General features: G+C 30.4%; 35 protein-coding genes. 25 read left to right on the top strand and 10 right to left on the bottom strand.

What is annotated here, in order from left to right; all coding sequences use genetic code 11:
* Window position 1: 1 nt before the first annotated feature.
* Window positions 2-1357 (bottom strand): hydroxymethylglutaryl-CoA synthase family protein, encoded by a 1356-nt coding sequence (locus FHG05_RS11495; RefSeq protein WP_140998173.1) that lies wholly within the window; start codon window positions 1355-1357, stop codon window positions 2-4.
* A 293-nt stretch (window positions 1358-1650) separates the two neighbouring features.
* On the opposite strand from FHG05_RS11495, the gene FHG05_RS11490 reads away from it, so the two are divergent.
* From FHG05_RS11490 to FHG05_RS11475, 4 genes are all read left to right on the top strand, one after another.
* Window positions 1651-2523: a hypothetical protein gene (locus tag FHG05_RS11490; RefSeq protein ID WP_140998172.1), complete on the top strand. Its 873-nt coding sequence runs from the start codon at window positions 1651-1653 to the stop codon at window positions 2521-2523.
* A gap of 143 nt (window positions 2524-2666) precedes the next feature.
* Window positions 2667-3536 carry a succinate dehydrogenase cytochrome b subunit gene (locus tag FHG05_RS11485; protein ID WP_140998171.1) on the top strand — a complete coding sequence of 290 codons (870 nt, stop codon included), beginning with the start codon at window positions 2667-2669 and terminating at the stop codon, window positions 3534-3536.
* Window positions 3537-3553: 17 nt separating this feature from the next.
* Entirely contained in the window at window positions 3554-5563 is a 2010-nt protein-coding gene (locus FHG05_RS11480; RefSeq protein ID WP_140998170.1) for a fumarate reductase/succinate dehydrogenase flavoprotein subunit, read from the top strand.
* 6 nt (window positions 5564-5569) lie between these two features.
* A complete protein-coding gene (locus tag FHG05_RS11475) occupies window positions 5570-6328 on the top strand; it encodes a succinate dehydrogenase/fumarate reductase iron-sulfur subunit (protein ID WP_140998169.1) in 759 nt (252 codons plus the stop codon).
* Window positions 6329-6388: 60 nt separating this feature from the next.
* Here the strand turns inward: FHG05_RS11475 and accC are convergent, their stop codons facing one another.
* The 6 genes from accC to pdxA all read right to left on the bottom strand — a co-directional run bounded on the left by accC (window position 6389) and on the right by pdxA (window position 11366).
* Window positions 6389-7741 carry an acetyl-CoA carboxylase biotin carboxylase subunit gene (gene accC, locus FHG05_RS11470; protein ID WP_140998168.1) on the bottom strand — a complete coding sequence of 451 codons (1353 nt, stop codon included), beginning with the start codon at window positions 7739-7741 and terminating at the stop codon, window positions 6389-6391.
* An 82-nt stretch (window positions 7742-7823) separates the two neighbouring features.
* Entirely contained in the window at window positions 7824-8312 is a 489-nt protein-coding gene (gene accB / locus FHG05_RS11465; RefSeq protein WP_140998244.1) for an acetyl-CoA carboxylase biotin carboxyl carrier protein, read from the bottom strand.
* 25 nt (window positions 8313-8337) lie between these two features.
* A complete protein-coding gene (locus FHG05_RS11460; RefSeq protein WP_140998167.1) occupies window positions 8338-9336 on the bottom strand; it encodes a beta-ketoacyl-ACP synthase III in 999 nt (332 codons plus the stop codon).
* 161 nt (window positions 9337-9497) lie between these two features.
* Complete coding sequence (rpmF, locus tag FHG05_RS11455) at window positions 9498-9692, bottom strand: 50S ribosomal protein L32 (RefSeq protein WP_026993360.1); 195 nt, start codon at window positions 9690-9692, stop codon at window positions 9498-9500.
* Between the two features lie 9 nt (window positions 9693-9701).
* Window positions 9702-10235, bottom strand: a complete 534-nt coding sequence (locus FHG05_RS11450; protein ID WP_140998166.1) for a YceD family protein — start codon at window positions 10233-10235, stop codon at window positions 9702-9704.
* A gap of 87 nt (window positions 10236-10322) precedes the next feature.
* Window positions 10323-11366 carry a 4-hydroxythreonine-4-phosphate dehydrogenase PdxA gene (gene pdxA / locus FHG05_RS11445; protein ID WP_140998165.1) on the bottom strand — a complete coding sequence of 348 codons (1044 nt, stop codon included), beginning with the start codon at window positions 11364-11366 and terminating at the stop codon, window positions 10323-10325.
* A gap of 58 nt (window positions 11367-11424) precedes the next feature.
* On the opposite strand from pdxA, the gene FHG05_RS11440 reads away from it, so the two are divergent.
* On the top strand, window positions 11425-12015 hold the full coding sequence (locus FHG05_RS11440; RefSeq protein ID WP_140998164.1) for a riboflavin synthase: 591 nt from the start codon (window positions 11425-11427) through the stop codon (window positions 12013-12015).
* A gap of 5 nt (window positions 12016-12020) precedes the next feature.
* On the opposite strand, the gene FHG05_RS11435 is transcribed toward FHG05_RS11440, so the two are convergent.
* Complete coding sequence (locus FHG05_RS11435; RefSeq protein WP_232338084.1) at window positions 12021-12221, bottom strand: hypothetical protein; 201 nt, start codon at window positions 12219-12221, stop codon at window positions 12021-12023.
* Window positions 12222-12610: 389 nt separating this feature from the next.
* On the opposite strand from FHG05_RS11435, the gene FHG05_RS11430 reads away from it, so the two are divergent.
* The gene (locus FHG05_RS11430; RefSeq protein WP_140998162.1) at window positions 12611-13810 is read left to right on the top strand and encodes a site-specific integrase; all 1200 of its coding nucleotides are present in this window, start codon (window positions 12611-12613) and stop codon (window positions 13808-13810) included.
* Window positions 13811-13814: 4 nt separating this feature from the next.
* Here FHG05_RS11430 and FHG05_RS11425 read toward each other — a convergent pair whose 3' ends face one another.
* On the bottom strand, window positions 13815-14243 hold the full coding sequence (locus FHG05_RS11425) for a hypothetical protein (protein ID WP_140998161.1): 429 nt from the start codon (window positions 14241-14243) through the stop codon (window positions 13815-13817).
* A gap of 274 nt (window positions 14244-14517) precedes the next feature.
* Between FHG05_RS11425 and FHG05_RS18420 the strand changes: the two genes are divergently transcribed.
* Genes FHG05_RS18420 through FHG05_RS11415 form a run of 3 tightly spaced genes read left to right on the top strand, consistent with a single transcriptional unit; the run spans window position 14518 to window position 15332 of the window.
* Complete coding sequence (locus FHG05_RS18420; protein ID WP_157504243.1) at window positions 14518-14670, top strand: hypothetical protein; 153 nt, start codon at window positions 14518-14520, stop codon at window positions 14668-14670.
* A 3-nt stretch (window positions 14671-14673) separates the two neighbouring features.
* On the top strand, window positions 14674-15129 hold the full coding sequence (locus FHG05_RS11420; protein ID WP_140998160.1) for a hypothetical protein: 456 nt from the start codon (window positions 14674-14676) through the stop codon (window positions 15127-15129).
* Window positions 15129-15332, top strand: a complete 204-nt coding sequence (locus FHG05_RS11415; RefSeq protein WP_140998159.1) for a hypothetical protein — start codon at window positions 15129-15131, stop codon at window positions 15330-15332. The genes FHG05_RS11420 and FHG05_RS11415 overlap by 1 nt, the downstream gene beginning before the upstream one ends.
* On the opposite strand, the gene FHG05_RS11410 is transcribed toward FHG05_RS11415, so the two are convergent.
* Window positions 15329-15850: a helix-turn-helix domain-containing protein gene (locus FHG05_RS11410; protein WP_140998158.1), complete on the bottom strand. Its 522-nt coding sequence runs from the start codon at window positions 15848-15850 to the stop codon at window positions 15329-15331. The two genes, FHG05_RS11415 and FHG05_RS11410, sit on opposite strands and share 4 nt — an antisense overlap.
* 139 nt (window positions 15851-15989) lie before the next feature.
* On the opposite strand from FHG05_RS11410, the gene FHG05_RS11405 reads away from it, so the two are divergent.
* The 16 genes from FHG05_RS11405 (at window position 15990) to FHG05_RS11330 (ending at window position 25372) form a co-directional block, all read left to right on the top strand.
* Window positions 15990-16181 (top strand): hypothetical protein, encoded by a 192-nt coding sequence (locus FHG05_RS11405; RefSeq protein WP_140998157.1) that lies wholly within the window; start codon window positions 15990-15992, stop codon window positions 16179-16181.
* A gap of 266 nt (window positions 16182-16447) precedes the next feature.
* Entirely contained in the window at window positions 16448-16705 is a 258-nt protein-coding gene (locus FHG05_RS11400; protein ID WP_140998156.1) for a helix-turn-helix domain-containing protein, read from the top strand.
* Window positions 16706-16707: 2 nt separating this feature from the next.
* The gene (locus FHG05_RS11395) at window positions 16708-17193 is read left to right on the top strand and encodes a hypothetical protein (RefSeq protein ID WP_140998155.1); all 486 of its coding nucleotides are present in this window, start codon (window positions 16708-16710) and stop codon (window positions 17191-17193) included.
* 111 nt (window positions 17194-17304) lie between these two features.
* The gene (locus FHG05_RS11390) at window positions 17305-17514 is read left to right on the top strand and encodes a hypothetical protein (RefSeq protein ID WP_140998154.1); all 210 of its coding nucleotides are present in this window, start codon (window positions 17305-17307) and stop codon (window positions 17512-17514) included.
* Window positions 17515-17633: 119 nt separating this feature from the next.
* On the top strand, window positions 17634-18002 hold the full coding sequence (locus FHG05_RS11385; protein WP_232338083.1) for a hypothetical protein: 369 nt from the start codon (window positions 17634-17636) through the stop codon (window positions 18000-18002).
* A gap of 20 nt (window positions 18003-18022) precedes the next feature.
* Window positions 18023-18211 (top strand): hypothetical protein, encoded by a 189-nt coding sequence (locus FHG05_RS11380; RefSeq protein ID WP_140998152.1) that lies wholly within the window; start codon window positions 18023-18025, stop codon window positions 18209-18211.
* A 15-nt stretch (window positions 18212-18226) separates the two neighbouring features.
* Entirely contained in the window at window positions 18227-18430 is a 204-nt protein-coding gene (locus FHG05_RS11375) for a hypothetical protein (RefSeq protein ID WP_140998151.1), read from the top strand.
* 230 nt (window positions 18431-18660) lie between these two features.
* On the top strand, window positions 18661-20406 hold the full coding sequence (locus tag FHG05_RS11370) for a hypothetical protein (protein WP_140998150.1): 1746 nt from the start codon (window positions 18661-18663) through the stop codon (window positions 20404-20406).
* A gap of 2 nt (window positions 20407-20408) precedes the next feature.
* Window positions 20409-21392 carry a phosphoadenosine phosphosulfate reductase domain-containing protein gene (locus FHG05_RS11365; protein WP_140998149.1) on the top strand — a complete coding sequence of 328 codons (984 nt, stop codon included), beginning with the start codon at window positions 20409-20411 and terminating at the stop codon, window positions 21390-21392.
* 8 nt (window positions 21393-21400) lie between these two features.
* On the top strand, window positions 21401-22180 hold the full coding sequence (locus FHG05_RS11360) for a DNA adenine methylase (protein WP_140998148.1): 780 nt from the start codon (window positions 21401-21403) through the stop codon (window positions 22178-22180).
* A 125-nt stretch (window positions 22181-22305) separates the two neighbouring features.
* Window positions 22306-22647, top strand: a complete 342-nt coding sequence (locus FHG05_RS11355; RefSeq protein ID WP_140998147.1) for a hypothetical protein — start codon at window positions 22306-22308, stop codon at window positions 22645-22647.
* A 31-nt stretch (window positions 22648-22678) separates the two neighbouring features.
* A complete protein-coding gene (locus FHG05_RS11350; RefSeq protein ID WP_140998146.1) occupies window positions 22679-24166 on the top strand; it encodes a DNA cytosine methyltransferase in 1488 nt (495 codons plus the stop codon).
* Between the two features lie 43 nt (window positions 24167-24209).
* Window positions 24210-24479 (top strand): hypothetical protein, encoded by a 270-nt coding sequence (locus FHG05_RS11345; protein WP_140998145.1) that lies wholly within the window; start codon window positions 24210-24212, stop codon window positions 24477-24479.
* Entirely contained in the window at window positions 24451-24672 is a 222-nt protein-coding gene (locus FHG05_RS11340) for a hypothetical protein (RefSeq protein WP_140998144.1), read from the top strand. The genes FHG05_RS11345 and FHG05_RS11340 overlap by 29 nt, the downstream gene beginning before the upstream one ends.
* The gene (locus tag FHG05_RS11335; protein WP_140998143.1) at window positions 24672-25019 is read left to right on the top strand and encodes a hypothetical protein; all 348 of its coding nucleotides are present in this window, start codon (window positions 24672-24674) and stop codon (window positions 25017-25019) included. The genes FHG05_RS11340 and FHG05_RS11335 overlap by 1 nt, the downstream gene beginning before the upstream one ends.
* The gene (locus FHG05_RS11330; RefSeq protein WP_140998142.1) at window positions 25016-25372 is read left to right on the top strand and encodes a hypothetical protein; all 357 of its coding nucleotides are present in this window, start codon (window positions 25016-25018) and stop codon (window positions 25370-25372) included. The genes FHG05_RS11335 and FHG05_RS11330 overlap by 4 nt, the downstream gene beginning before the upstream one ends.
* The last annotated feature ends 2 nt before the right edge of the window (window positions 25373-25374 follow it).

The following is a 25374-nucleotide window of genomic DNA, read 5'->3' as shown; positions in this document are numbered from 1 at the left end:
ATTACTCTATCCATTTATAATATCGCGCCCCAATTAAATTAGGGTTTTCTTTTTCAATCAAATCAAGAACCCATTCCTTTTTGGGAAAACAAACACTTTTTTTTACTTCCTTTTTATGTAATTTTTCATAGGTTGTAAAATCTATTTTGTGACTTTTTTCTAAAGTTTCAAAAAGCTGTGTTTTTTCTAAAGCAGCTCTCCAGTTGCTTTGAACAACCCCTTCAAAGACTTTCGATTTCGAACCACTTCCATAGGCTAAAAAACCAAAAACGTTTCCTTCTATTGGAGTATCATTCGCATAAAAATGAGACAAAGTAGACAATAATCCCATAAAAACAGATCCTGTATACAAATTACCAATTAATGAAGAAGCTATTTCCGCAGGTTGCAATTTTTCAGTAACAAAATTTTGATACGCTTCTGATTTTCCTATTTCTTTTAATTTATTTTGGTAATCCAATGACTGCACATCCATTTCAATTTCCTTGGAATCCAAAGCATAAATTTCTGTCAACATTCTTCTACCTTGAAAAGAATAAGGCAGGTGCATCACAATACTAGCCCAAGAATTATAAATTGTTTCTTCTGAATTTTTCAATTTTTTAAACAAAAAATAAGCCTCTCTGGTTCTATCCATATAGCATTGATTTGAATATTGTCCATCAAAAACCGGCTGGTCTTTATGAATTTCAATTTCAGTTTCTAAGCTAGAAAACCAATCTTCGTTATTATCACTTCCAGTAATAGATGATTTAGCAATACTTCGATACGGTTTAAAAAAATCAAAAACTCCTTTTGTACTGGTTGCCCAATGATTTTCAAAAGCTATAATGCTAGGATTAGAAGTAATCAACATAGCTAAAGCACCAGCACCTTGTGTATATTCGCCCGTTGAATTTAAATCGTATTTTGCAATATCACAAGTAACTACAATGGCTTTTTTTTCTGGGTATAATCGCACAAAATCCATACAGTTTTGCATTGCATCTACACCACCAATACAGGCAAATGTAAAATCTACCGCATCGCAATGAGAAAGACATCCTTGACCAAATTTTTGTTCCATTAAAGATACCAAAAAAGAAGCAATCGGCTTAGAGCTATCTATACTACTTTCTGTGCCTACATAAATTCTGGAAATTTCATTTAAATTAATGTTTTGTTCCAAAATCAATTTCGTGAGTGCATTCGCTCCAAAAACTACAGTATCTTGATGTACATCTGGGAAAGTCATTTTTAACAATCCTAATCCTTTTTCTAATTTTGCAGCTTCAATTCCTCTTGCTTTGGCTAACTCATGTATAGGTAAATGTAATTTGGCTACATCAAAAGATATCGCATCAATTCCAACTTTCATAGTATTTCTTTTTAAGTGGTTAAAATTACAATTATGAACCTAAAAACAATCTCCTATCAAACTAGAAAATAGCATTTTCAAGGATTTTTATGAATTTTAAAAAAATAACTCTATTCTACATTAAAATTCATAATTCTACAACGTTTTATATCAAAAAAAATTCAATAGTATTAATGTAGATTTTTAACACATTTAAACCGGATTGTTAATAATAAAATACTACATTTACACGTTTAATTATAAGAGTGCTTCTAACATACTAAAACAAAAATTATTAACCCATTAGAACAAAAATGAAGAAATTCTTACCGATATTTATTTTGGCATTAGGGATAAGTTTCTTCTCCTGTTCTGACAAGGACGATAATTTAGTAAATGATGAACCTCAATTAATAATTAAATTTGAGTTTAATCCAAATCAACAAAGACTTGATAATTTAGGTCAACCCGCAGTTGTTGCATCTGGTCACGCTGCTCAATCACCTGTTTTTAATAGTATAAGTGCCCATTATTTTGAATTAAGTCCAAATGCTTATACACAGCTTGGAGATGGAACTGTTTTGTATCATGCTCCAGAAACCCTTACAGGAGGAGATTTAGCAATCGATTTTACACAAGCAACTGTTGTTTCTAGTGGCGAGACTTTCTTGTCTATTCCTTTAAAAGAAGTAAACCAAGGAAGCTATCAATATGTCAGAGTTTCTTTATCGTATCAAAATTATGATATATCCATCTTAAACAACAACACAAATTACACCGCAACTTTAGAAAGTTTTGTGGGCTACAACACTTATATTACAACACATCAAATAGGAAATAATATTTTTAATGTAAACGCTAACAAACTTCAAGGATATTGGGCTTTAGGACTACATAACTACCCTTATGCTACTTCTGGTCAAGCTCCAGAAGGATCAACTACAGTTCCTAATCCGATTGCTACTACTTCAGCAATTCCACAAGGTTCATGCGTTGTTACAGGTAAATTCCCATCTAATTTAGTCATTACCGGAACTGAAACTAAAGACATCATTGTTACACTATCTTTATCTACAAACAATAGTTTTGAATGGGAAGAAGTAAATATGGACGGAAAATACGAACCAACCGCTGGTGAGAACGTAATCGATATGGGAATTAGAGGTTTGGAACCCTCTTACAAATAAACATTTACTAGGTAACTCTTTGATTTACAAACCCAATTAAACATATTTTAAATTCATTATAAATTACCACTAAAAGGTTGTAGTTAAATTTTTTATGCTGTATTTTTGTTTGATTTTTAAAACTTGAACAATCAAATTAAATTATGGCAAAATCAGCACTTTTAAAGTCATCTATTGCTAAGAAATACTGGATGGCTCTTACAGGTTTATTTTTATGCTTGTTTTTAGCTGGTCACTTGGCTGGAAATCTTCAGCTTTTAGTACCAAATAATGCTTTGAATTTTAATCAGTATGCGTTATTTATGACCACTAATCCTGCAGTAAAAGTTCTTTCTTATTTAACGTACATTTCCATTCTTTTCCATGCTATTGATGGATTTTTATTGACGTATCAAAACGCTAAAGCGAGACCAATTGGGTATGCCAAATCAAATCCTTCTGCAAATAGCAGTTTTTCATCTAGAAACATGGCGCTATTAGGAACAATTGTTTTGGTATTCATTGTTACTCACATGGTAAATTTTTGGGCAAAAATGCATTTTGACAAAAACATGCCACTAATGACACAATCAATAGAAGGTCAACCTGGTATGAAACAAGATTTTTATGTTGGAACACAAGCTGGACAATATTACCCAGTAGAACAAGTAGAAATTGGAACTCATACAGACGAACATAATCATGCTCCAAAGCAATTTAAATTGGTTAAAAAAACGGAATTATACCATGCGCAAGCAAATGTAAAAGTAGCAGATTTATATAAAGACTTATATAAAATTACCTTAGCCTTTTTTAGAGATGCTAAATATGGTTTATACTTTACAATTGGCTACGTTTTAGCCATGTTTGCACTTGGTTTTCACTTATGGCACGGTTTCCAAAGTGCTTTTCAATCTTTGGGATTAAACAGCCCTAAATATACTCCTATAATCAAGTTTATTGGGAAAGCTTTTGCTGTAATTGTTCCTTTATTGTTTGCGATTATCCCATTATATATTCATTTTACTAAATAATCAACATCAGATATCATATGAAGTTAGATTCTAAAATACCAGAAGGACCATTAAATCAAAAATGGACTGATTATAAAGACCACTTAAAATTAGTTGCTCCAAATAATAGACCAAAATTAGACATTATAGTTGTAGGAACTGGTTTAGCAGGTGCATCAGCTGCTGCTTCTCTAGGAGAAATGGGTTATAATGTAAAAGCATTTTGTTTTCAAGATTCGCCTCGTAGAGCACACTCAATTGCTGCTCAAGGAGGTATTAACGCTGCGAAAAATTATCAAAATGACGGAGATAGTATTTACCGTTTATTTTATGACACTATTAAAGGTGGTGATTATAGAGCACGTGAAGCAAACGTTCATCGTTTAGCAGAAGTTTCAGGAAATATTATTGACCAATGTGTTGCGCAAGGTGTTCCATTTGCACGTGATTATGGCGGAATGTTAGACAATCGTTCGTTTGGTGGTGTACAAGTACAACGTACTTTTTATGCTGCTGGACAAACAGGGCAGCAATTATTACTAGGTGCCTACTCCGCTTTATCAAGACAAATTGGTTTAGGCCGAGTAAAAATGTACAACCGTCACGAAATGCTAGATTTAGTAAAAATTGATGGTAAAGCACGTGGAATTATTGCACGTAATTTAATCACAGGTGAAATAGAAAGACACTCTGCACACGCAGTAGTTATTGCTTCTGGTGGTTATGGAAACGTATATTTCTTATCCACTAATGCAATGGGTAGTAATGTAAGTGCAGGTTGGAAAATTCATAAAAAAGGAGCAGCTTTTGCAAATCCTTGTTATGTACAAATTCACCCAACATGTATTCCTGTTCATGGAACAAATCAATCGAAGTTAACGTTAATGTCTGAATCATTGCGTAACTCAGGTCGTATTTGGGTACCAAAGAAAAAAGAAGACGCAGAAGCTATTCGTGCTGGCAAATTAAAACCAACACAAATTGCCGAAGAAGATAGAGATTATTACTTAGAAAGAAGATACCCTGCTTTTGGTAACTTAGTACCTCGTGATGTAGCTTCTCGTGCTGCAAAAGAGCGTTGTGATGAAGGTTTTGGAATTGAAGCAAATGACACAAACGAAGGAGTTTATTTAGATTTCTCATCAGAAATTAAAAATAAAGGTAAAGAAGTGGCTTATGCACAAGGAAATCACAATCCTTCGGAAGAAGAAATCATCACTCTAGGTAAAAAATGGATTGAAGAAAAATATGGTAACTTATTTGAAATGTATGAAAAAATTACAGATGAGAATCCATATGAAACCCCTATGAAAATTTACCCTGCAGTGCATTATACGATGGGTGGTGTTTGGGTAGATTACAACTTACAATCAACTATTCCAGGTTGTTTTGTGGCTGGTGAAGCCAACTTCTCTGACCATGGTGCAAATAGATTGGGTGCCTCAGCATTAATGCAAGGTTTGGCCGATGGTTATTTTGTACTTCCCTATACGGTTTCCAATTATTTAGCTGACGAAATTAGAACGGGTAAAATTTCTACTGACGCTCCTGAATTTGCTGAAGCTGAAAAAAATGTGAAAGATAGCATCAATATGTTCTTAAACAATAATGGAACAAAATCGGTTGATTATTTCCACAAGAGGTTAGGACATGTAATGTGGAATAAGGTGGGTATGGCGCGTAACGAACAAGGACTGAAAGAAGCTATTGCAGAAATTGGTCAAATTAGAGACGAATTCTACAAAGACGTATATGTACCTGGAAATGCTGATGAACTTAATCCAGAATTAGAAAAAGCTCTTCGAGTTGCTGATTTCTTGGAATTAGGTCAATTAATGGCAATGGATGCCTTACAAAGAAATGAATCTTGTGGAGGACACTTTAGAGAAGAATATCAAGATGCTGAGGGTGAAACCTTACGTGATGACGAAAACTTCTCATTTGTAAGTGCTTGGGAATACAAAGGCCAGGACACTACTAAAGCAGAATTACACAAAGAAGAATTGAAGTATGAATTCATTAAAATTGCAGCTAGAAACTATAAATAAGAAATTATGAGTACAGCAAAAAACATAAATATAAACCTTAAAATTTGGCGTCAAAAAAACGCGAATGATAAAGGAGGAATTGTAGATTACAAATTAGATAACGTATCTACTGCAAGTTCGTTTTTAGAAATGCTAGACCAATTAAACGAACAATTAATTAACAACAAACAAGAACCAGTTGCTTTTGATCATGATTGTAGAGAAGGAATTTGCGGTATGTGTTCCTTATATATTAACGGTAGAGCACACGGACCAGAAACTGGGACAACTACTTGCCAACTTCATATGAGAAAGTTCAAAGATGGTGATACTATTTACATTGAGCCTTTTAGAAGTAAAGCTTTCCCTGTTGTAAAAGATTTAGTTGTTGATAGAAGTTCGTTTGATAGAATTCAGCAAGCGGGAGGATTTGTTTCTGTAAACACATCAGGTAACACAATAGATGCTAATGCAACTCCTGTACCAAAAGATGACGCTGACAAAGCATTTATGGCAGCTGCTTGTATTGGGTGTGGTGCTTGTGTGGCAACTTGTAAAAACGGCTCTGCAATGCTTTTTGTAGGTGCAAAAGTATCTCAATATGCCCTATTACCACAAGGTAAAGTAGAAGCCGCGCAACGCGTTCAAAACATGGTCAGACAAATGGACGAAGAAGGCTTTGGTAACTGTACCAATACTGGAGCTTGTGAAATTGAATGTCCAAAAGGTATTTCATTAGAAAATATTGCTCGAATGAATAGAGAGTTCTTAAAAGCAAGTTTATAATAGAAAGTACATACTACTAAATAAAAAAACTCCCGATTCACATCGGGAGTTTTTTTATTGTTAATCTTCTATTTTTTCTTTCATTACGAAAGTTTCCATAAATTTTGTGGTGTAATTACCTTCAACATAATCCGGTTCATCCATAAGTTGTCTATGAAATGGAATAGTCGTTTTAATTCCTTCAATAACAAACTCATCTAAAGCTCTTTTCATCTTATTGATTGCTTCTTCTCTTGTTTGAGCAGTAGTAATTAATTTTGCAATCATAGAGTCATAATTAGGCGGAATTGTATATCCAGCATATACATGCGTATCTAAACGCACACCATGCCCTCCAGGAGAATGTAAAACCGTTATTTTACCTGGGGAAGGGCGAAAATCATTGTACGGATCTTCAGCATTGATACGACATTCTATAGAGTGTAATTGTGGAAAATAATTTTTACCTGAAATAGGCACTCCTGCTGCTACTAAAATTTGCTCGCGAATTAAGTCATAATCAATTACTTGTTCTGTAATTGGATGTTCTACCTGAATACGCGTATTCATTTCCATAAAATAAAAATTTCTATGCTTATCCACCAAGAATTCTACAGTTCCAGCTCCTTCATATTTAATAAATTCCGCTGCTTTAACCGCTGCATCTCCCATTTTATTTCGAAGTTCATCCGTCATAAAAGGAGAAGGTGTTTCTTCTGTTAATTTTTGATGTCTTCTTTGAACAGAACAGTCTCTTTCCGATAAATGACAAGCTTTACCAAAAGAATCTCCAATTACCTGAATTTCTATATGCCTTGGTTCTTCAATTAATTTTTCCATGTACATCCCATCATTACCAAAAGCAGCACCAGCTTCTTGACGAGCACTTTCCCATGCTTTTAATAAATCTTCAGGTTTCCAAACCGCTCTCATTCCTTTTCCACCACCACCAGCTGTTGCTTTAAGCATCACAGGATATCCCATGTCTTTTGCAATTTTTTGAGCTTGTTCAAAAGATTCTAAAATACCATCAGAACCAGGAACACAAGGCACACCTGCAGCTTTCATAGTAGCTTTAGCTGTAGCTTTATCACCCATTTTATCTATCATTTCAGCAGAAGCTCCAATGAATTTGATACCATGTTCTTCACATATTTTTGAAAATTTAGCGTTCTCAGACAAAAAACCATATCCAGGATGTATTGCATCTGCATTTGTAATTTCAGCAGCAGCAATAATATTAGACATCTTTAAATAAGAAAGGTTGCTTGGAGGAGGCCCAATACATACTGCTTCATCTGCAAAACGCACATGTAAACTGTCTGCATCAGCTGTAGAATAAACAGCAACAGTTTTAATTCCCATCTCTTTACAGGTTCTAATTACACGTAAGGCAATTTCCCCTCTATTTGCAATTAATATTTTTTTAAACATAATATTTTTAATTAGATAATTAGACAATATGTCAATTAGACAAAAAGAAGTAATTACTTCTAAATACTAATTTCTAACTTTATTAAGATGGATCAACTAAAAATAAAGGTTGGTCAAATTCTACTGGTGAAGAATCGTCAACTAATATTTTAACAATTTTACCAGAAATTTCTGATTCAATTTCGTTAAATAATTTCATAGCTTCAATTACACAAACTACATCACCTTTAGAAACCGAGCTACCTACTTCTACAAAAACAGGTTTGTCTGGAGCTGGTTTTCTATAAAAAGTACCAATTATTGGCGATTTTATAGTAATATATTTTGAATTGTCATCCGCTTCTTTAGTTGTTTGTGGAGTTACTGGAGCTGTTGGAGCAACAGGTTGATTCGCTGGAGCTTGTGGTAAAGCATTAGAAACGGGAACTTGTTGTACATAAGTAGTTGTACTTTCTGCACCTTCACTTGTAGTTTTTATGGTGATTTTAAAATCATCCATTTCTAACTTTACTTCGGTAGCTCCTGATTTAGCTACAAATTTAATTAGGTTTTGAATTTCTCTAATATCCATACTATTTGACATTTGGTTTGGTTTGTTATTGTTTATTATAAGCCCATTTCAGATAAATCGCTCCCCATGTGAAGCCACCTCCAAAGGCTGCAAAAATAATATTATCTCCCTTTTTTAATTGACTCTCAAAATCACATAATAGCAACGGTAAAGTTGCAGAGGTAGTGTTGCCATAACGGTGAATGTTTACTAATACCTTAGACTCTTCAACTCCCATTCTATTAGCGGTAGCATCAATAATTCTCTTATTGGCCTGATGTGCAACCAACCAATTTACATCATCATGTGTAAGTTGGTTTCTTTCCATTATTTTTTCGCTCACATCAGCCATTCCAGACACTGCATATTTAAAAACAGTCTTCCCATCTTGAAATACATAATGCTGTTTGTTTTTTACAGTTTCTTCAGAAGCTGGTAAAATAGAACCTCCAGCCTCAATTTTTAGAAACTCTCTACCCACTCCATCACTTCTTAAGATTTCATCTTGCAACCCTAATCCGTCCTCATTAGGCTCAAACAAAACAGCTCCACCTCCATCACCAAAAATGATACAGGTAGCCCTATCAGTGTAATCAATAATAGATGACATTTTGTCTGCACCTATTAATAAGACTTTTTTATATTTTCCGGATTGTATGTAAGCAGAAGCGGTAGACATTCCATAAAGAAAACTGGAACATGCTGCTTGTAAGTCAAAAGCAAAAGCATTTGTTGCTCCAATTTGAGTAGCAACATAAACTCCTGTAGAAGCAACTGGCATATCTGGAGTTGCCGTTGCCATAATTACTAAATCAATTTCTTTTGGATCAATTTTAGCTTTATCAAATAGATTTTGAGCAGCTTTTATTGCCAAAAAGGAAGTTCCTTCGCCTTCTTCCTTTAAAATTCTTCTTTCTTTTATTCCCGTTCTAGTAGTAATCCATTCATCGTTGGTTTCTACCATATTTTCCAACACTTGATTAGACAACACATAATCAGGAACATATGAGCCAATAGCTGTTATTGCGGCTGTAATTTTATTCATAAAAATAATTTTTCTTTTTTAATAATCGCTTAATAAAAAAGTGTTTGAAATTACAAAAAAAAAATCAAACCTGTGTAAAATAAAGTTATTAATATAACAAAATGCATATTAACAAAAAAACTCTCACTGCGTGAGAGTTTTTCTCTATTTCATTGAAGCAATTAAGCTACTGCCTCAGCTTTATCAATTACTACTTGACCTCTGTAGTACATTTTACCTTCATGCCAGTAAGCTCTGTGGTATAAATGTGCTTCACCTGTAACAGGACATGTTGCAATTTGAGGAACAGACGCTTTATAGTGCGTTCTTCTCTTGTCTCTTCTCGTTTTCGAGGTTTTTCTCTTAGGATGTGCCATTTTACTATATTATTTATCCGTTAATAGTTTTTTTAAATTCTCCCACCTTGGGTCTATATTCTCTTCTTCCTTTTTATCTTCTTTCGGAGATAATGCATCTAATTTATCTAAAACATCTGTTTTTAAAGTTCCATCTTTTACACCTGGGTGAATTCTTTTAAATGGAACAGAAAGAACAATCATTTCATATATATATTGAGATACATCTACCTGAAACTCACCGTGTGGCAAAATGAGCAACTCTTCATTTTCATCATTAAATGAATCTCCAAAATTCACAATTAACCTCAATTTACCCTTAACTGGCAAATCAAAAGGCTCATTCGTTAAATCACAAGGAACATTTACTATTCCTTTATGCTTGAAATTCAACTCAAGCATCGTGTTTTTTTTCTCTAAAATTAAATCTACTTTAATAGCTACACTATTAAATTCTTCAAAATTAAAGTGCTCAAAGAACGAATTATCTAACTGATATTCAAACTGATGCTTTCCGATTTTTAATCCAGAAAACTGAATTAAATATGCTTTTAAATTTTTCATAACAACAGTCAACCTTTCTTTAAGGGGTTGCAAAGATATAAAATTATTATAAATTCAAACATGTTATAAACATTTTTTTGTTTACAACTAATTTTGTTTTGCCTTCAAAGGCTTTTTTGTAAGTTCTTGATATTCATTTCGCTTTTTATAAATATCCAAAGCTAAATAAACCGCTTCTTTAAATGAATCATGTTTCGCAATTCCTTTTCCAGCTATTTCAAAAGCTGTCCCATGATCTGGAGAAGTACGTATTCGATTTAATCCTGCTGTATAATTCACTCCATTACCAAAAGACAAGGTTTTAAAAGGAATTAAACCTTGGTCGTGGTACATAGCTAAAATAGCATCATATTTTTCATATTGTAAAGAACCGAAAAAACTATCGGAAGCATAAGGCCCAAAAACCAACTGACCTAAATCAAACATTTTTTTTACTGCGGGTTTAATCACTTTTTCTTCTTCATCACCTATAACACCATTATCACCACTATGAGGATTTAAACCCAAAATAGCCACTTTAGGCTTAGAAATACCAAAATCTTGCTGTAAGGTTTTTACGATTGTCCCCACTTTTCTTTCCAACAATTCTTCTGTCAAATAATTTGAAATTTCGTTTACTGGAATATGGTCGGTAAGAAGCCCTACTCTTAATTTATCATGAACCATTAACATTAGAGCATTTCCAGACAACTCTTTGTCCAAATAATCAGTATGTCCAGGAAATTTAAAATCTTCAGATTGAATATTATATTTGTTTATTGGAGCCGTAACCAGTACATCTACTTGCTTGTCTTTAAGTGCTTTTGTTGCTGTAGCAAAAGATTTTATTGCATATTTACCAACTACATCATCATTCTTTCCAAATTCTAAATTTACACCTTCTTTCCATACATTCAAAACATTAATTTTCCCTAAAACAATTTGCTCTAAAGAATCGATTCCATGTAAACTTGAATCTAAAGCTAGGTTCTTTTTTAAAAAAGATATGATTTTAACATTTGCAAAAATAACTGGAGTACAAAGCTCAAGCATTCTATTATCTTCAAAGGTTTTCAAGATTACTTCTGGACCAATTCCGTTCAAATCTCCTATTGATATTCCTACAATTATATTTTCTGCTTTTTTAACCATAACTAGTTAGTATTTATTGCTTACTTTTGAGCTACAAATTTAGTAAAATAAATCAGTTATGTTTACAGGTATTATTGAAACATTAGGAACTCTACAAGAAATAAGTCAAGAGCAAGAAAACTTACATTTAAAAATTGAATCTAACATTACCCATGAATTAAAAATCGACCAAAGCGTAGCTCATAATGGCATTTGTTTAACGGTTGTAGCAATAGAAAACAACACTTATACCGTTACTGCAATTAAAGAAACGATTGACAAAACCACAATTTCATCATGGAAACTAAATGATAAAATAAACTTAGAAAGAGCCATGAAACTTGGTGATCGTTTAGATGGTCATATTGTTCAAGGTCATGTCGACCAAACAGGAATTTGCATTAACATTAAAGAAGCAGACGGAAGTTGGTATTTCACTTTTGAGTATGACAAAACTCAAAGTAATATTACAATTGAAAAAGGCTCAATAACTGTCAATGGAACGAGCTTGACTGTTGTAGATTCAAAATTAAATCAATTTTCAGTAGCCATTATTCCATATACCTATGAGAACACTAACTTTAAAACTTTTAAAGTTGGAACAATAGTAAATTTAGAATTTGATGTTATAGGAAAATATGTAAAAAGAATACAAGATTTAAGAGTGTAAAAGAATTATAGATAATTCTTTTTAAAATCGAATTTTCTTACTATATAATAACCAAAAATCAAGCCTGCAAATATCATAGCAACGACTCCATTGTCTATAGGCAACCCTGGCGGTGGAGTTGGTGGTGGTGGCGGAGGTGTCGAATCAGAAAAAACATTCTGAAAAGACAACAAAACTAATAAAAGAATAAGTCTTTTGTTCATCATAATTTCCATTAGGTTACAAAAATAAAAACTTTTTCCTATTTTAAAAGAAAATTGTTCTTTAATATTATATGAATAAATTGAGGCCAATCATTTTATTACTTACGAAATTATAAATATTTCTGTATTAAACAATTTTTTTTTAACAAAAACTTTTAAAAATGTTTTTCTTATTAAAAAACAAAATAGCCTTCAATGAAGGCTATTTTGTTTTGTGGTCCCACCTGAACTCAAATATCTTTAATCAAATAAAATCAAATATAATCAAATAAACAAAGGCTTCTTTAAATATAAGATGTTTTGTATATTTCATTATATTTGATTAAAAACCATTAAAGTAATTGTTGGCTAAATGTCGGCTTTTTCTTTAAGTTTGCTTAAAAAAATAAAACATGGCTACAATTAAATTTTTAATTCAGACAAAAAATAATCCTGCAAATATTTATGTTAGATTAATAGATGGTCGTAAGGTTGATGTTAAAACAAAAACAAACTTCATTATTAATCCTTCAGAATGGAGTGCTGCTAAACAACGTCCAAAAAATTTAAAGAATGCCGAATTTAAAAATCTTGATTTCGAATTGCAAGAACTTAAAACTAAGTTGCTAAATTACTACAATAATAATTTAGATCAGGAAATAAATTTACAATGGCTAAAAAATTTTTTTAATCCACAAGAGGAAAGTATAGTTCCAACATCATTAATTGATTATTTTAATTTTTATTTAGAAGAGAGAAAAAACGATATAAGCCATAGGCAAGTATTAAAAATTAATGTTGTAAAGAACAAACTAATCAAAATTGAAAAAGAATACAAGAAAAAGTATTTAGTTAAAGATATTAATATAAAATTCAAAAATGAATTTGAAAATTATAATCTAACAAATGGATATAGCAAAAACACTATTGCTAATAATTTAAAAGTAATTAAGTCCATTTGTAAGCACGCTAAGAAACGAGGATTAACGATAAGCAATGAATTAGAAGAAATTCGTACTACAGAAAGAAAAGCAATTAGTGTTTATTTAACTTTTGAAGAATTAGAAAAAATTGAAAATCTAAAAATAGGCATCCAGGAACAAGAAGAAGCTAGAGATTGGCTATTAATAAGTTGTTATACAGGACAAAGAATTTCAGATTTTATGAGATTCAAAAAAGAAATGGTTATTACTCATTCAGGTAAGCAATTAATTGAGTTTTCTCAACAAAAAACAGGTAAAAAAATGGTTTTACCATTGCACCCAAAGGTTACTGCAATTTTAAAAAAGAGAAACGGTAATTTTCCGAAAAAAACTACCGACCCTAAATATAATGTTCTAATAAAAATAGTTTGTAAAAAAGCTGGAATTACAGATTTAGTTTTCGGAGGAAAAAACGATCCCGATACAAATCGCAAAGTGTTTAAAGAATATGAAAAACATGAATTAGTAACTTCACATATTGGTAGACGTTCTTTTGCAACAAATTTTTACGGAACCATTCCTACTTCTTTACTTATTTCTGCAACTGGACACAGCACCGAAAAAATGTTTTTGACATATATTGGAAAAAGCAGTTCCGACCAAGCTTTGGAATTAGCCAACTATTTTTAAAAAGCTATTTCCTATTAGCTACTTTTTCGATAGATTTTTGTAATACATTGTAAATGGAATAATCAAAATACATTTTCATACTAGCTCCAAGTTTTTCAGATTCTTTAAAAAACTTTTCTAGCAAATCGTTATTGTTAAATGGCAAACATAGCAATCTTTCTTTATCATCTCCCTTTTTTGCAGAAATAAGCATAGCTCTAGCTACATTGTTTTTTGTGTCCCAGTATAAAAAGTAAGTGTAAGTGAATTCTTTAAATGTATTTTGTTCAATTTTTTTTAATTCAAATCCATCTTTCATTTTATTTCCTAGAGCCAATTCTTTTGGCAGCTCTTCTAATAGATAATTGTACTCTTCTACGCTTGTACTGATTTTTTCTTGAGAAAGCACTGAAAACGATACAACAAACAATAATAATGTTAAAATTTTCTTCATGGTAAAATATTTATTTAGTATTAATTCACAAAATAAACTGTAATTATTTAACCAGTCAATACGTATTTATACTGATTTTTTAATACGTGTAAATACGTACCTTTTATAACCTTGTACGTATTTATACGTATATAATTTTAACATTAAATACATTTTATCTGTAATAATTTTAACAAATAAAATACGTTCTTTGTAGAAGTTGCTGTTTGTTATATCATGTTTGTTTTAGAGAATTAATACTTTTATAGTATTATTAATTTTAAAACATTTTATTATGAAAAAAGTTATGACTTTTGAGGTTAAAAAATTAACCAACAAACATTTGAAAACAATTAAAGGTGGTGAAGATGCTACTACGGTTCCTCCAGCAGTAACTGATGAAGAGGATATCGATAGAGGTGGCGGAAGACCAAAGACTAATGGTTAAAAAATGATAAAAAGACTAATAGCTTCATTCCTGGTACTTGTATCAGGAATGATTTTGTTAAGTGACTTGTTTGTAAGTTACTACAATATTGAATTTAAAAACATATACGGATTTAACTCTACTACAAATTTTGTGTTTTGGCTATCTATGATGATAAGCCAATTTCTTATTATTATTGCAGCACAATTTAAACCTTACAGAATAAGTTATTTAGCCCCAATCTATATAATTTCTTTATCTCTTTACTGGATATTTTTTTCAAATGATTACGATAACAAGTCTTATTTTAATATTTATGTACTTGGATTCTCGTTAGCTTTGTTAGTGGTTATTTCTCTAATTTCAATGATTATGAATAAAGAGAAAGTAGAAACAGAACAAAAAAATGCTAAACTAAAATTACTTGAAAATATCTTTGATTTAACAGTTTTAAAAATCAAAAAAGCAGATAAAAATTAATGGGTTTAAAAAGCAATAAAAATTCTAGTTATAAAGAACTCAACTTTATAGTTTCTGAAGCTATGGATAAACTTAAAAAAGGTTTATTATCAGAGCAGGAATATATTTCTATTATTTTAAACGTAGAAAAAGAAGTTAAAAACATTAACGATTCAAAAAAAGAGAATACTCTAAATGACTTCTTTTGGAGAATTATTAACTAGCTCTTTTTGGTTGGATTAGAAACCATTTTTTTTGCTTTCTCTAAATTTTCCTTAAGATTAATATATTCTAACTGTTCCTCGAGTTCCTTAAAAATGTTTTGATTTAAAATTGCAGATTCATCAATTTTACTTGTAGCAAGATCAACCTTATTTTCAAGTCGAACAAGTATTTCCTCGTTTTGTTTAGTCAACAATTCAATTTTATCCTTATAAGCTACAATTAAGTCATCTCTTAATTGAATTTCTTTAGTAATGATTTCAGAATCTACTGTGTTAGTTGTTTTTGAGGTGTTTAAAGAGGTGTTTTTATTAGATAAATCATTATTAATAAAATCATCTATAGAAATTTTAAAATAATCACAGATGCTCTGTATCGTTTCGATTTTAGGTTGAGATTTTTCATTTATATAAAATGAAATATTACCTCTATTTAATCCAAACATTGCACCAAACTCATCCCTAGAACAATTCATTTTATTAACTAAGAATGACAAATTATTAGAAATATAATTTTTCATTATAAAATTTATGTTATTTAAACAATTGAAAGTCAATTAATTAAGAATTAATTTATAAAAAATATGTATTTTAGTTATAAAATATTTGTCTTAATTATAAAATATATGTAATATTGTCGTATCAAAATACGAAAAAATTATGACTGTAGCAGATTTTAAAAAAGAGAGGAATGAGAAAATTAAATCTCGTTATGAGGAATTGAAGAAAATTACTGGAAGAGGGTCGAAGGCTCTTTCAGTAACTGCTACGGAGTTTGGTTTAAGTACTCATGCAATAGATTCTATAATTTATCCGAGAATTAAAACTAAAACTGTGCCAAAGGAACAATAAGTATAAAAAACATTATAACCATAAACACAACCCTAAAGAGTAAGCATGGCTAACTCACTAAAAGTAAGTTCATTGTTTAATTTGTAATAAAAACTATTTATAAGAAAATTTTCATTCTTGTTCGTAATATGGTGGTACTAAATAGTTTTAAAAATTGATTAATGCGGTTACATTAATCTTTTGAATTACAAATATTGGGTTGTGTTTTTAAAAATAAAAGTTAGTAAAATAGAATAGAGCGCCCGTCAAACCTTAAAAAAATTACTATGGAAGCAGTACAAATTACAAATTTATCACCACTCGAGCTTTCTCGTTTAATTAAAAACGAAGTAATGGAATTTGTTAAGCCAAAAGAAGAAGAAGAAGAACTACTTACACAAAAAGAGGTAGCAGGTTTTTATAAGGTTAGCGTTCAAACTATTATTAAATGGCAAAAGGATGGCATAATAAAGGCTTATGCAATTGGAAATGAACGCAGATACAAGAAAAGTGAACTTATAAAAAATTTAATCCTAATAAAATAAACATGAAAAAGAGTGGATTTTGTAGACAAATAATACACGAATCAATAGATATTTTACTTCATTTAAACAATGAAAACTTTAATTTAATTAACAAATTAAAAGAATCATTAAATATTGCTATAGAAAACCATGTATTATATGAAAATGAAATAGCCATAGGTGATTATATAGCATTTCATAAAGAACAAGAAAGGATAGCATTATTTTCTAGTAATTTAGTTCCAAAAAGTTTTAAACCTTCACACGAGAATAAATACAAATTAAGCGAGGATAATAAGAAACTAGAATGTGAATACTTAAGTAATCACATAGAATCATACTTTATTATCGAAAATAATGAACAAATAAAAGTTTTAAATTTTCTTGATAACAAATTGGATGAAATTAAGGTAGAGATAGGTTTCTATATCATTAAGAACGAGTGGGGCTACAATAAGTGTGTTTCAAATGAAGATTTTCAGAAGAATTATAAAATTGTTGAGTCTTAAACATAAAAAAAGAGAGTGGATACCACTCCACTCTCAACCATTTAACCACACCATGAACGGTGTAGATTGTTAAGCCACCACAGCTTAACGGTCCAAAATTAAGTAAAAATTATGACAAATAATAAAATAATAGAAGCAACAGCTGCTTTTAAAAAGTTGGACAAAGTAACGCAAGTCATTTACAAAAGAAAACAAATGATGGATATCGTTAAACGTGAGTTAGAAGTAGCAAGAACAATTGGTTTTGAAAGCTACGTAGAAAAATACAATCCTGATCAATACAAGAAGGATGTAATACAAGAGCTACTCTCGACCATTTAACCAACCGTAAAATACCACTTCACGTTACAAAACGTGTGAATCCTTGACGTTGAGGGCGAGTTTTTGGGTTAACATCGCTCTCTTCTGAAAGGTTAAGTTTAATTTAAAACATGAACGATATGCATTTAATTACTGAAAATGAAGTTTACAAACGCGAAAGCGAAGAAAAATTCAGTTTAAAAGAGCTAATAACATTAAAGCTTCCTGAACCTGTCACTTACACTAAAGAAGATTATGACTGGTATATGACTGTAGCATTAGAAAAAGTTGACAAAGTAACTCAAGACAGAAATTTACTTACATCTAAATTAATTTTGGAATACAGGTGGGCAATTCGTGAGGGTTATAATCATCAATTAGATACTGCTTTGAAAAACAGATACGATTATCCAAGAAACCAAAATACCGTAAAAGGCATTCAAAGTTATATTGAAAGAATTAAAAAAGCTTCAGATGAAGAAATGAAAGCTTTGGAAGTTGAATCATAAATTTAAAAACATCAAATAAAATGGCACTAGTAAACATTAACAATGAAGTTAAAGATAAAATTTTAAATGTAGGACAATTAATCGAATTATTAGAAAAATGTCCAAAAGATGCATTAGTATATCATGAAGGTTGTGATTGTTATGGACAAGCTGATAGAGTCGAATTTGATGAAACAGACAATACTATTTTAATAGGACGATGTAATTAATTTAAAAAAAATATTATGGGAAATATTCAGAATTTAAACGAAAAAGAAGCACGATACACCACAGATATTGAAAGCCTGCAAGAACTAATTGAAAAAGACAACGAAATACAGCCAGTAAGCCATTTACAACTGTATCTTATTCAACAAAGAAAAGAAATACATAAAATTCAAACTAATCAAATTAACAATATAGAAGTTGTTGAACCTGAAATAAAATAAAACCATTTACCATTTAAAAACCACACGTACCATGAAATTTTCACCACTTAAAGCCATACTATACTTCATAGTATTTTTAACAGTTCTATTCCTTTACTTTTGGGTAACAGGAAAATCTAATCAAGAAACCTTAAAAGAAGATATTAACTCATTTGTTATTTGTCTTTCAGCATTCGCAATCATTGTTTTCGGAACGAATATATATATCAATTCGCTAAACAAAAATTGATATGAGGTCGAATAACAATAATAGCAATCCAGCGAAAATTGGAGAGTTATTTCACGCCAATATTTTTGGGAAAATAACTCCTGTAACGCAAAATAACGTTCCAGTAAACGTTATTCGACGTGACGTTATCGATACGTTTAAAGACGTTAAACCCACGTTAGAAAAACCAAAAATTTACGTTGCATCTGCGTTTAACGAACGCCCATTAAAGGCAATATGGCCAATACTTGAAAACGAATCTTTTGCAGCTACTATGGACAAATTCAGGGTTTATGTAGCCGATATCAATGATAAACGTAAAATTGAAAATGAATCCATTGCCAAATACAACGAGAGTTGCAAATTAGTAATACTTTCCGAAATGCAGGAAACGTTGAAAAGAGTTTTTGTTAAGAAATTTAAAACGTATTCAGCTAGCTTTTATAATAAGGAAGTAGATAAACTTTTTACTGAAAAAGGCATCCAATTACCAAAGAAAAAGCTTCACATTCTTAAATATCCTACAGAGCTAATTTTCCAAAACATTCTTCACGAATACGCACAGCAATTAAAACAGAATACAAAAGTAATTCAGGATTTAGGTATTACTCAAGAGAGACCGTTAAAAATGCTTGAAATTAATTCCGTTAAGATTACCCAGTTAGAAAGAAACGGTATTAAGAGTATTTCAGTAACCAACGAAACGATTAAGAATCACAGAAAGCATTTAATTGATGCAGGTGTGTTTTTTGACTATACTTTTTGCGGTCACAGAAGAGGTGTAAAAGTGCATATAAACCCCGAAATTTTAGTTGTTTTAGACCTCAAAACCGAAAAATTAACAACCCTTGAAAATCAATGCGTTACGCTCCGAACCGCTAAAAGTTTTTGCAATAACAAAGAGATTACTGTAACTAAAGTAAATAAAAGTAAAATAAAAGAGAATGTTGATAACAATTCTCTTGAGATAGGAACGGCTTCGCCTGATAATTCATTTGCTTTTTACAATAACACCACTTCACAGTTAGAAAATAAGCAAACAGAGGGGCGCGCGAAAAATGTTAAAATTTCAGAAAATCTCGAAATTTTAATTGAAGATAAGATTGGGTTTTGCAATAATTTGAAATTAGGCAAGTATAATAACTATGTTCCTATCGATATCAGATATTTATACCACGAATCCAAGTACGGGACTATTCCTCGAGAAAGATTTAAAGAACTAATTATTCAAGATTTTTTCAAAAGTTTAGCAAGATTATACAAAAACAGCTCACCGTTTTTTGGTTCTTGGCTACAAGCTTACAATCAATGGATGGATAAGAAATTAATTGCTAAAAATGGCTATTTATACCACAAAGATTTAATGGTAGATAAGTTACAAGAATACCGTTGGAGATTGAACCATGCATCCAAATGGTTTACAAAATACAATGTAAAACCATTATACCCGAATCAATATTTAGATTTTACAAGAACAAATCCTAAAGAGATTGGTTTTGAATACACTCAAAAAGCTTTTCAAAAGCATAAAAAAGACATTCAAGAACGTATAAGTAACGAAAATGTAATCATTTTAAACGCAAAGAAACGTAAAGAACGTATCAATTATGCTAAGAAATTTGATTTAGTAATTAAAAGATTTATGAATAACCGACTATCGTTAAACGATACGTTCGATTACATCAAAAACAATCTCCCTGAACAATACCGATTAAAATTTACAGAAAAATTAATGAGTTACTCAGTAAAAAAAACTAAAACATTTTAATTATGAAAATAATAGCTCCTTTTAGCGGTGGAAAAGACAGTCAAGCAACACTTTTATATGCAGTTGAAAAATATGGTTTAGAAAATGTAATCGCTGTATTTTGTGATACAAAGTGGGAGCATGATATTACTTATGCTCATGTCAAATATGTAATTGAAAAATTAGGAGTTACATTTTTTAATTTACAATCAAAAGTATATAATGGAATGGTTGATTTAGCAATTAAGAAAAAACGTTTTCCAGCATCTAAATCAAAATTTTGTACTACAGAATTAAAAGTCATTCCAATGATTGATTTTGTATTAGAACAAAAAGAAAATCTTATAATCTTACAAGGAATTAGATCAGATGAGAGTGAATCACGTTCCAAAATGAATGAGGAATGTAGGTATTTCAAATACTATTTTGAACCATATCAAACAAATTCAATGATAATTGAAAACTTATCAAAAAAGGATAAATTATCATTGGCACAAAAAAACAAACTTGAAAAAGCAATTAAACGGCTAGCCAAAGGTAAAGAAGATGAAAAATATCATACTTATAGAAAAGAAGAAGTTTTTGAATGGTGTAAAAACTATACTGATGATATTTTGAGACCATTTTTTAATGCATCAGCAAACGAAGTTATTACTTATTCTCTAAATAGAGGATATAAAATTAATCCATTATACTTCAAAGGATTTTCAAGGGTAGGATGCTTCCCATGTATCATGTGTACTCAGAAAGAAATTGATTTAATTATAAAAGACTTTCCAGATATAGTAAAAAAAGTAAATGAAGCAGAAAACAAAGCTAAATCAACATTTTTTAAACCTGATAGAGTTCCGAAAAGGTACAGAAACCAAATTACAGATAACGGAGTAAAATATACAAGTTTTCAAGATGTAGTAAATTATAGAAAAGATAAAAACGCAACAGGAGATTTATTCGAAAACGACTTAGAATTAAATACCTGCAAATCAATTTACATGATTTGCGAATAATTTGAATTATGATTTTAAACCGATTTGGAAATAAAAAAAGTATGTGTAAAGAGTTATTTAATTGCTTTCCTGAACATAAAATGCGCATTGAATTGTTTTTTGGTGCAGGTGGTAGTTATTTCCATACTCCATTGCCTAAATATTCAATTTTGAATGATTATGATGATGATGTTACCAATTTATACCATGTTGTAATGAATAATAGACATGAATTTGAGTATCAACTTACAATTTTACCGATAACTGAAAGCTTAATTGATTATTGGAAATGTAATACAGAAATTGAACCTATTAGAAAAGCTTTACGTTTCATTTTTTTATCAAATTTCACTTTTGTAGGTAAAGGAGACACTTTAAGACTTGGATTAGATAATTCCAAAAAAACAATTCTAAAAAACATTGAAAATACTTTTTTAAGGTTACAAAACGCAAAGATTACAAATGATGATTTTAGGAATGTGATTGGTAAAATATCATTTAGTAAAAAAGTATTACCAAAAGACAAATGTTTTGTTTACCTAGATCCAAACTATCTTGACAGAGATAATAATTACAAATTAAAGAACTGGACCGTAAAAGATACAGAAGATTGTTTTAAAATCATGGTAAACTGCGGAATTAAATGCGCTTTATCTGAATTTCATTACGAACCAATTTTAGATTTTGCTTCAGATTACAAAATGAATGTAACGACCTTGAAAACAAGGAAAAACATTAAGAATAGAAATACAGAAATTCTAGTTACTAACTATGAAATTCAACAAACAAAAATTCACTTTATAATTTAATAATTAATACCATTTAACCCATGATTACTTTGTTCATTTTCAAATCAGGATTTTCAAATTTTTTCTTTACTGCTAATTTAATTTTTCTAATTATAGTATTTATTAAACCTTTTATAAGAAAAGAAATGATAAAAATTGCTTCAAAAAATTGGGATAATTTATATCCTGAACACAAAGAAGTTATTGAATACCATTTAGCTTTTAATAGCTTGAAAATGCAGTCTTTATTTGCCGATACAACATTTATTAAAAACTTAAATAACGAAGAATTTATTAAAGAACAATTCAAAGATATTGACCCTTATGATTCAACAGATTTTTACAGATGGAATGTACGCAATATTGGAAATTTTGCTTATGTGTGTCTGTACTACAAAAATCAAGAAATTCAAGACAAATGTCGAATTATTTTGAAAGAGTATAAAGCTTGGGTAAAAGAAAATAAAGAATATAAAAAATTAAAATAATTATTAATACTTAACACCATTTAACCACATTATGAGAATTAATAAACAACAGTATAATTTAAATTTTAGTAGTTTTCCTATTGACAAAAACAAAATTACTTATGGTGAATTTTTTGCAGGTGGACTAGGTTGTGCAACTGGGGCATCAAAAGATAAAAACATATCAGTTCTTTGGGTTCTAAACCATGATAAAATAGCTTGTAAAACTGCCAATTTTCATTTACCAAACACAAAAGTATATTGGTCTGATATTTACGTTCAAGACGAAAAAGAACTTGAACAGGTTGACATTATTCAGGCATCATTTGAATGTGATGAACATAGTAATGCTAAAGGTTCAAGACCTATAGATAAACAGAGTTATATGATGGGTTGGGAATTGTACCGGTACATTAAATATTTACAACCATTAGTACTCACAGTTGAAAACGTACCTGGAGTAAAAAAGTGGGGGCCATTAGATGAAAACGGAAAACCAATAAAAGAAAGAGCAGGTGAAGAATTCGAAAGATGGAAAAGTGCAATGATATCTTTGGGATATGAATATATTGAAAGTATAAGATGTGCTGCCGATGATGGAATCCCAACAACAAGAACAAGATATTTTGCAATTTTTTATAAAGAAGGTATAGATTGTTCGTTTCCTGAATATACTCACAATGAAAATGGTACTGATGGAAAAGAAAAATGGATTGCTTGCGAAAAATTTATTGATTTAGATAATCATGGACATTCTATTTTTGGAAGAAAATTTAATACTGAGTTACCAAAAAATTTAAGAAAACCTTTAGTACCTAATAGTCAAAAACGTATAGCCTACGGAATAAAAAAAGAATCTCCCGATTTCCATCAATTTATTTGTAGTTATTATGGTGGAAAACAAGGTATAAAGCGAATCACTGAACTTTCAGAGCCTTTAAAAACACAAACGAGTGAAAATAGACATCAACTTGTTACAGTTGAGAAAATGCAATTCATTGCAGATTATTGTTATGGAGATACATCTGACCCTATTACAAAACCTTTAAGGACACAGTTACAAAGGCAAACTAAAATGCTTGTTACAACTAAACAATTTATAACACAGTATTATGGAAATAATCAGGCTCAATCTACTTCTTCTCCTTTAAGAACTCAACCTTGTAGAGATACTAGCCAATTAGTAACAACGATTGAGAAAATTCAGTTTTTATGTCAATATTATAATAGTAATGGGAATCCTGAACAAAATACTCAATCTACTAATAAACCTTTGAAGCCAATATTACAGGTTAACAAACATCAATTAGTGACTGTTTTACATGATTTTGATATAAAAACAAGATTTTTAGATGCTGAGGAACTTTCTGAAATTTCAACATTCCCACGTGATTTTTTTACTAGGGAAGGATTAGAATTAAGTCATAAGAACTCAATATCTCTTATAGGCAATGCAGTTCCACCTGAATGGTTCTATAAAATTCTCTCTCATAACATTCCAGCAATATTAGAGTATAAAGAAAAGAAAATGACAGCATAACATTTTCAATATAAACATTAATAATTTAAATCCATTTAACCACATGAAAACAATCAACATCATTTGCTATTTAGCAACCCTTTATCTCATTTCATTATTCGTTAGAAGTGTAATTATTCCAAAAGTAAGACAATGGCTTTACAATTACAAAGAAAAGCAGCTGCTGAAGAAAGGAAACAAGAAGTTCTACTTTGAGAAAAACAAAGTCATTGTATTTGCTCATACTCAGGAACAAGCCAATGCAAAGTACAAACAAATGAAGTCTAACTTAAAAAAGAGACGAAATGCCATTTTGGAGCAAAACAGAAAGTAAGCTTAAAATGGTGGTTTTGTTTCCAAAAGGAAAGCCTAATCAAGTTTGGTACTCACCTATTAAGCACAATAATAAACCTGATCAAAATATAATTCATTCAATGGTTAAAAGATTGTCATCTCAAATAAAAGGTTACAATAAAATTCAAATTTATGATGTAGCCACTAATACACTTAAATACATCTATGAATAATGAAAACAATAAAAATACAAAATGTAACACAAGAAGAAATTCAAGTATTACAAAATGAATTACACGAATATCAAAATTCGTTAGCATCCAATTTACGTTCACAATCAGATTTTCTAAATGCCATTATTTACGTTGATTTAGCGTTGCGCTTATGGTTCAACTTTAGAAATAAAATTGAAAAACAGCAACCCAAAAAAGGATATACAATAACCCTAAAAGCTTCTGAATCTGCGATTTTATTAAAAGTATGTTTATGGCAAAACCAAAGTAACGCCACGTTTGAACGTAACGTTAAAACTAAGTACTCATTTACACTGGACCAACAATTAAAAAGCCTACAGCTATGAGAAGAGAATTTGACTATGTTGGAAAAGAAAAACTAGATCTAGCCAAACAAGAACATCGTGATGTTGTCATTCAAAGAAATAAAAATCTAGAATATTTTATAAAAAATGACATCTGTGTATATGATAATAAAGACATACTGAAAATCAAAGTAGAATTTACAGTCACCATTAATTGTTTGGTTTGTGGTAATACAATCGACAAGGATAAAGAAGTAGATTTTGAAGAAATAAGCAATATTCATTTGCCAGTTGTAAAATGTTCTTGTTGTGAAACTTCTTACCATTACACAAATAAAAATGAGGTTTATCAAATAGCATTAAAGAAAACAGAAAAGCCAACTAAAAAAAAATAACT

The organism is Flavobacterium profundi (assembly GCF_006491645.1).
In the GTDB taxonomy this organism is placed as follows: domain Bacteria; phylum Bacteroidota; class Bacteroidia; order Flavobacteriales; family Flavobacteriaceae; genus Flavobacterium; species Flavobacterium profundi.
Note: the sequence above shows the minus strand (reverse complement) of the source record. Positions and strands in the feature narration are given on the sequence as shown.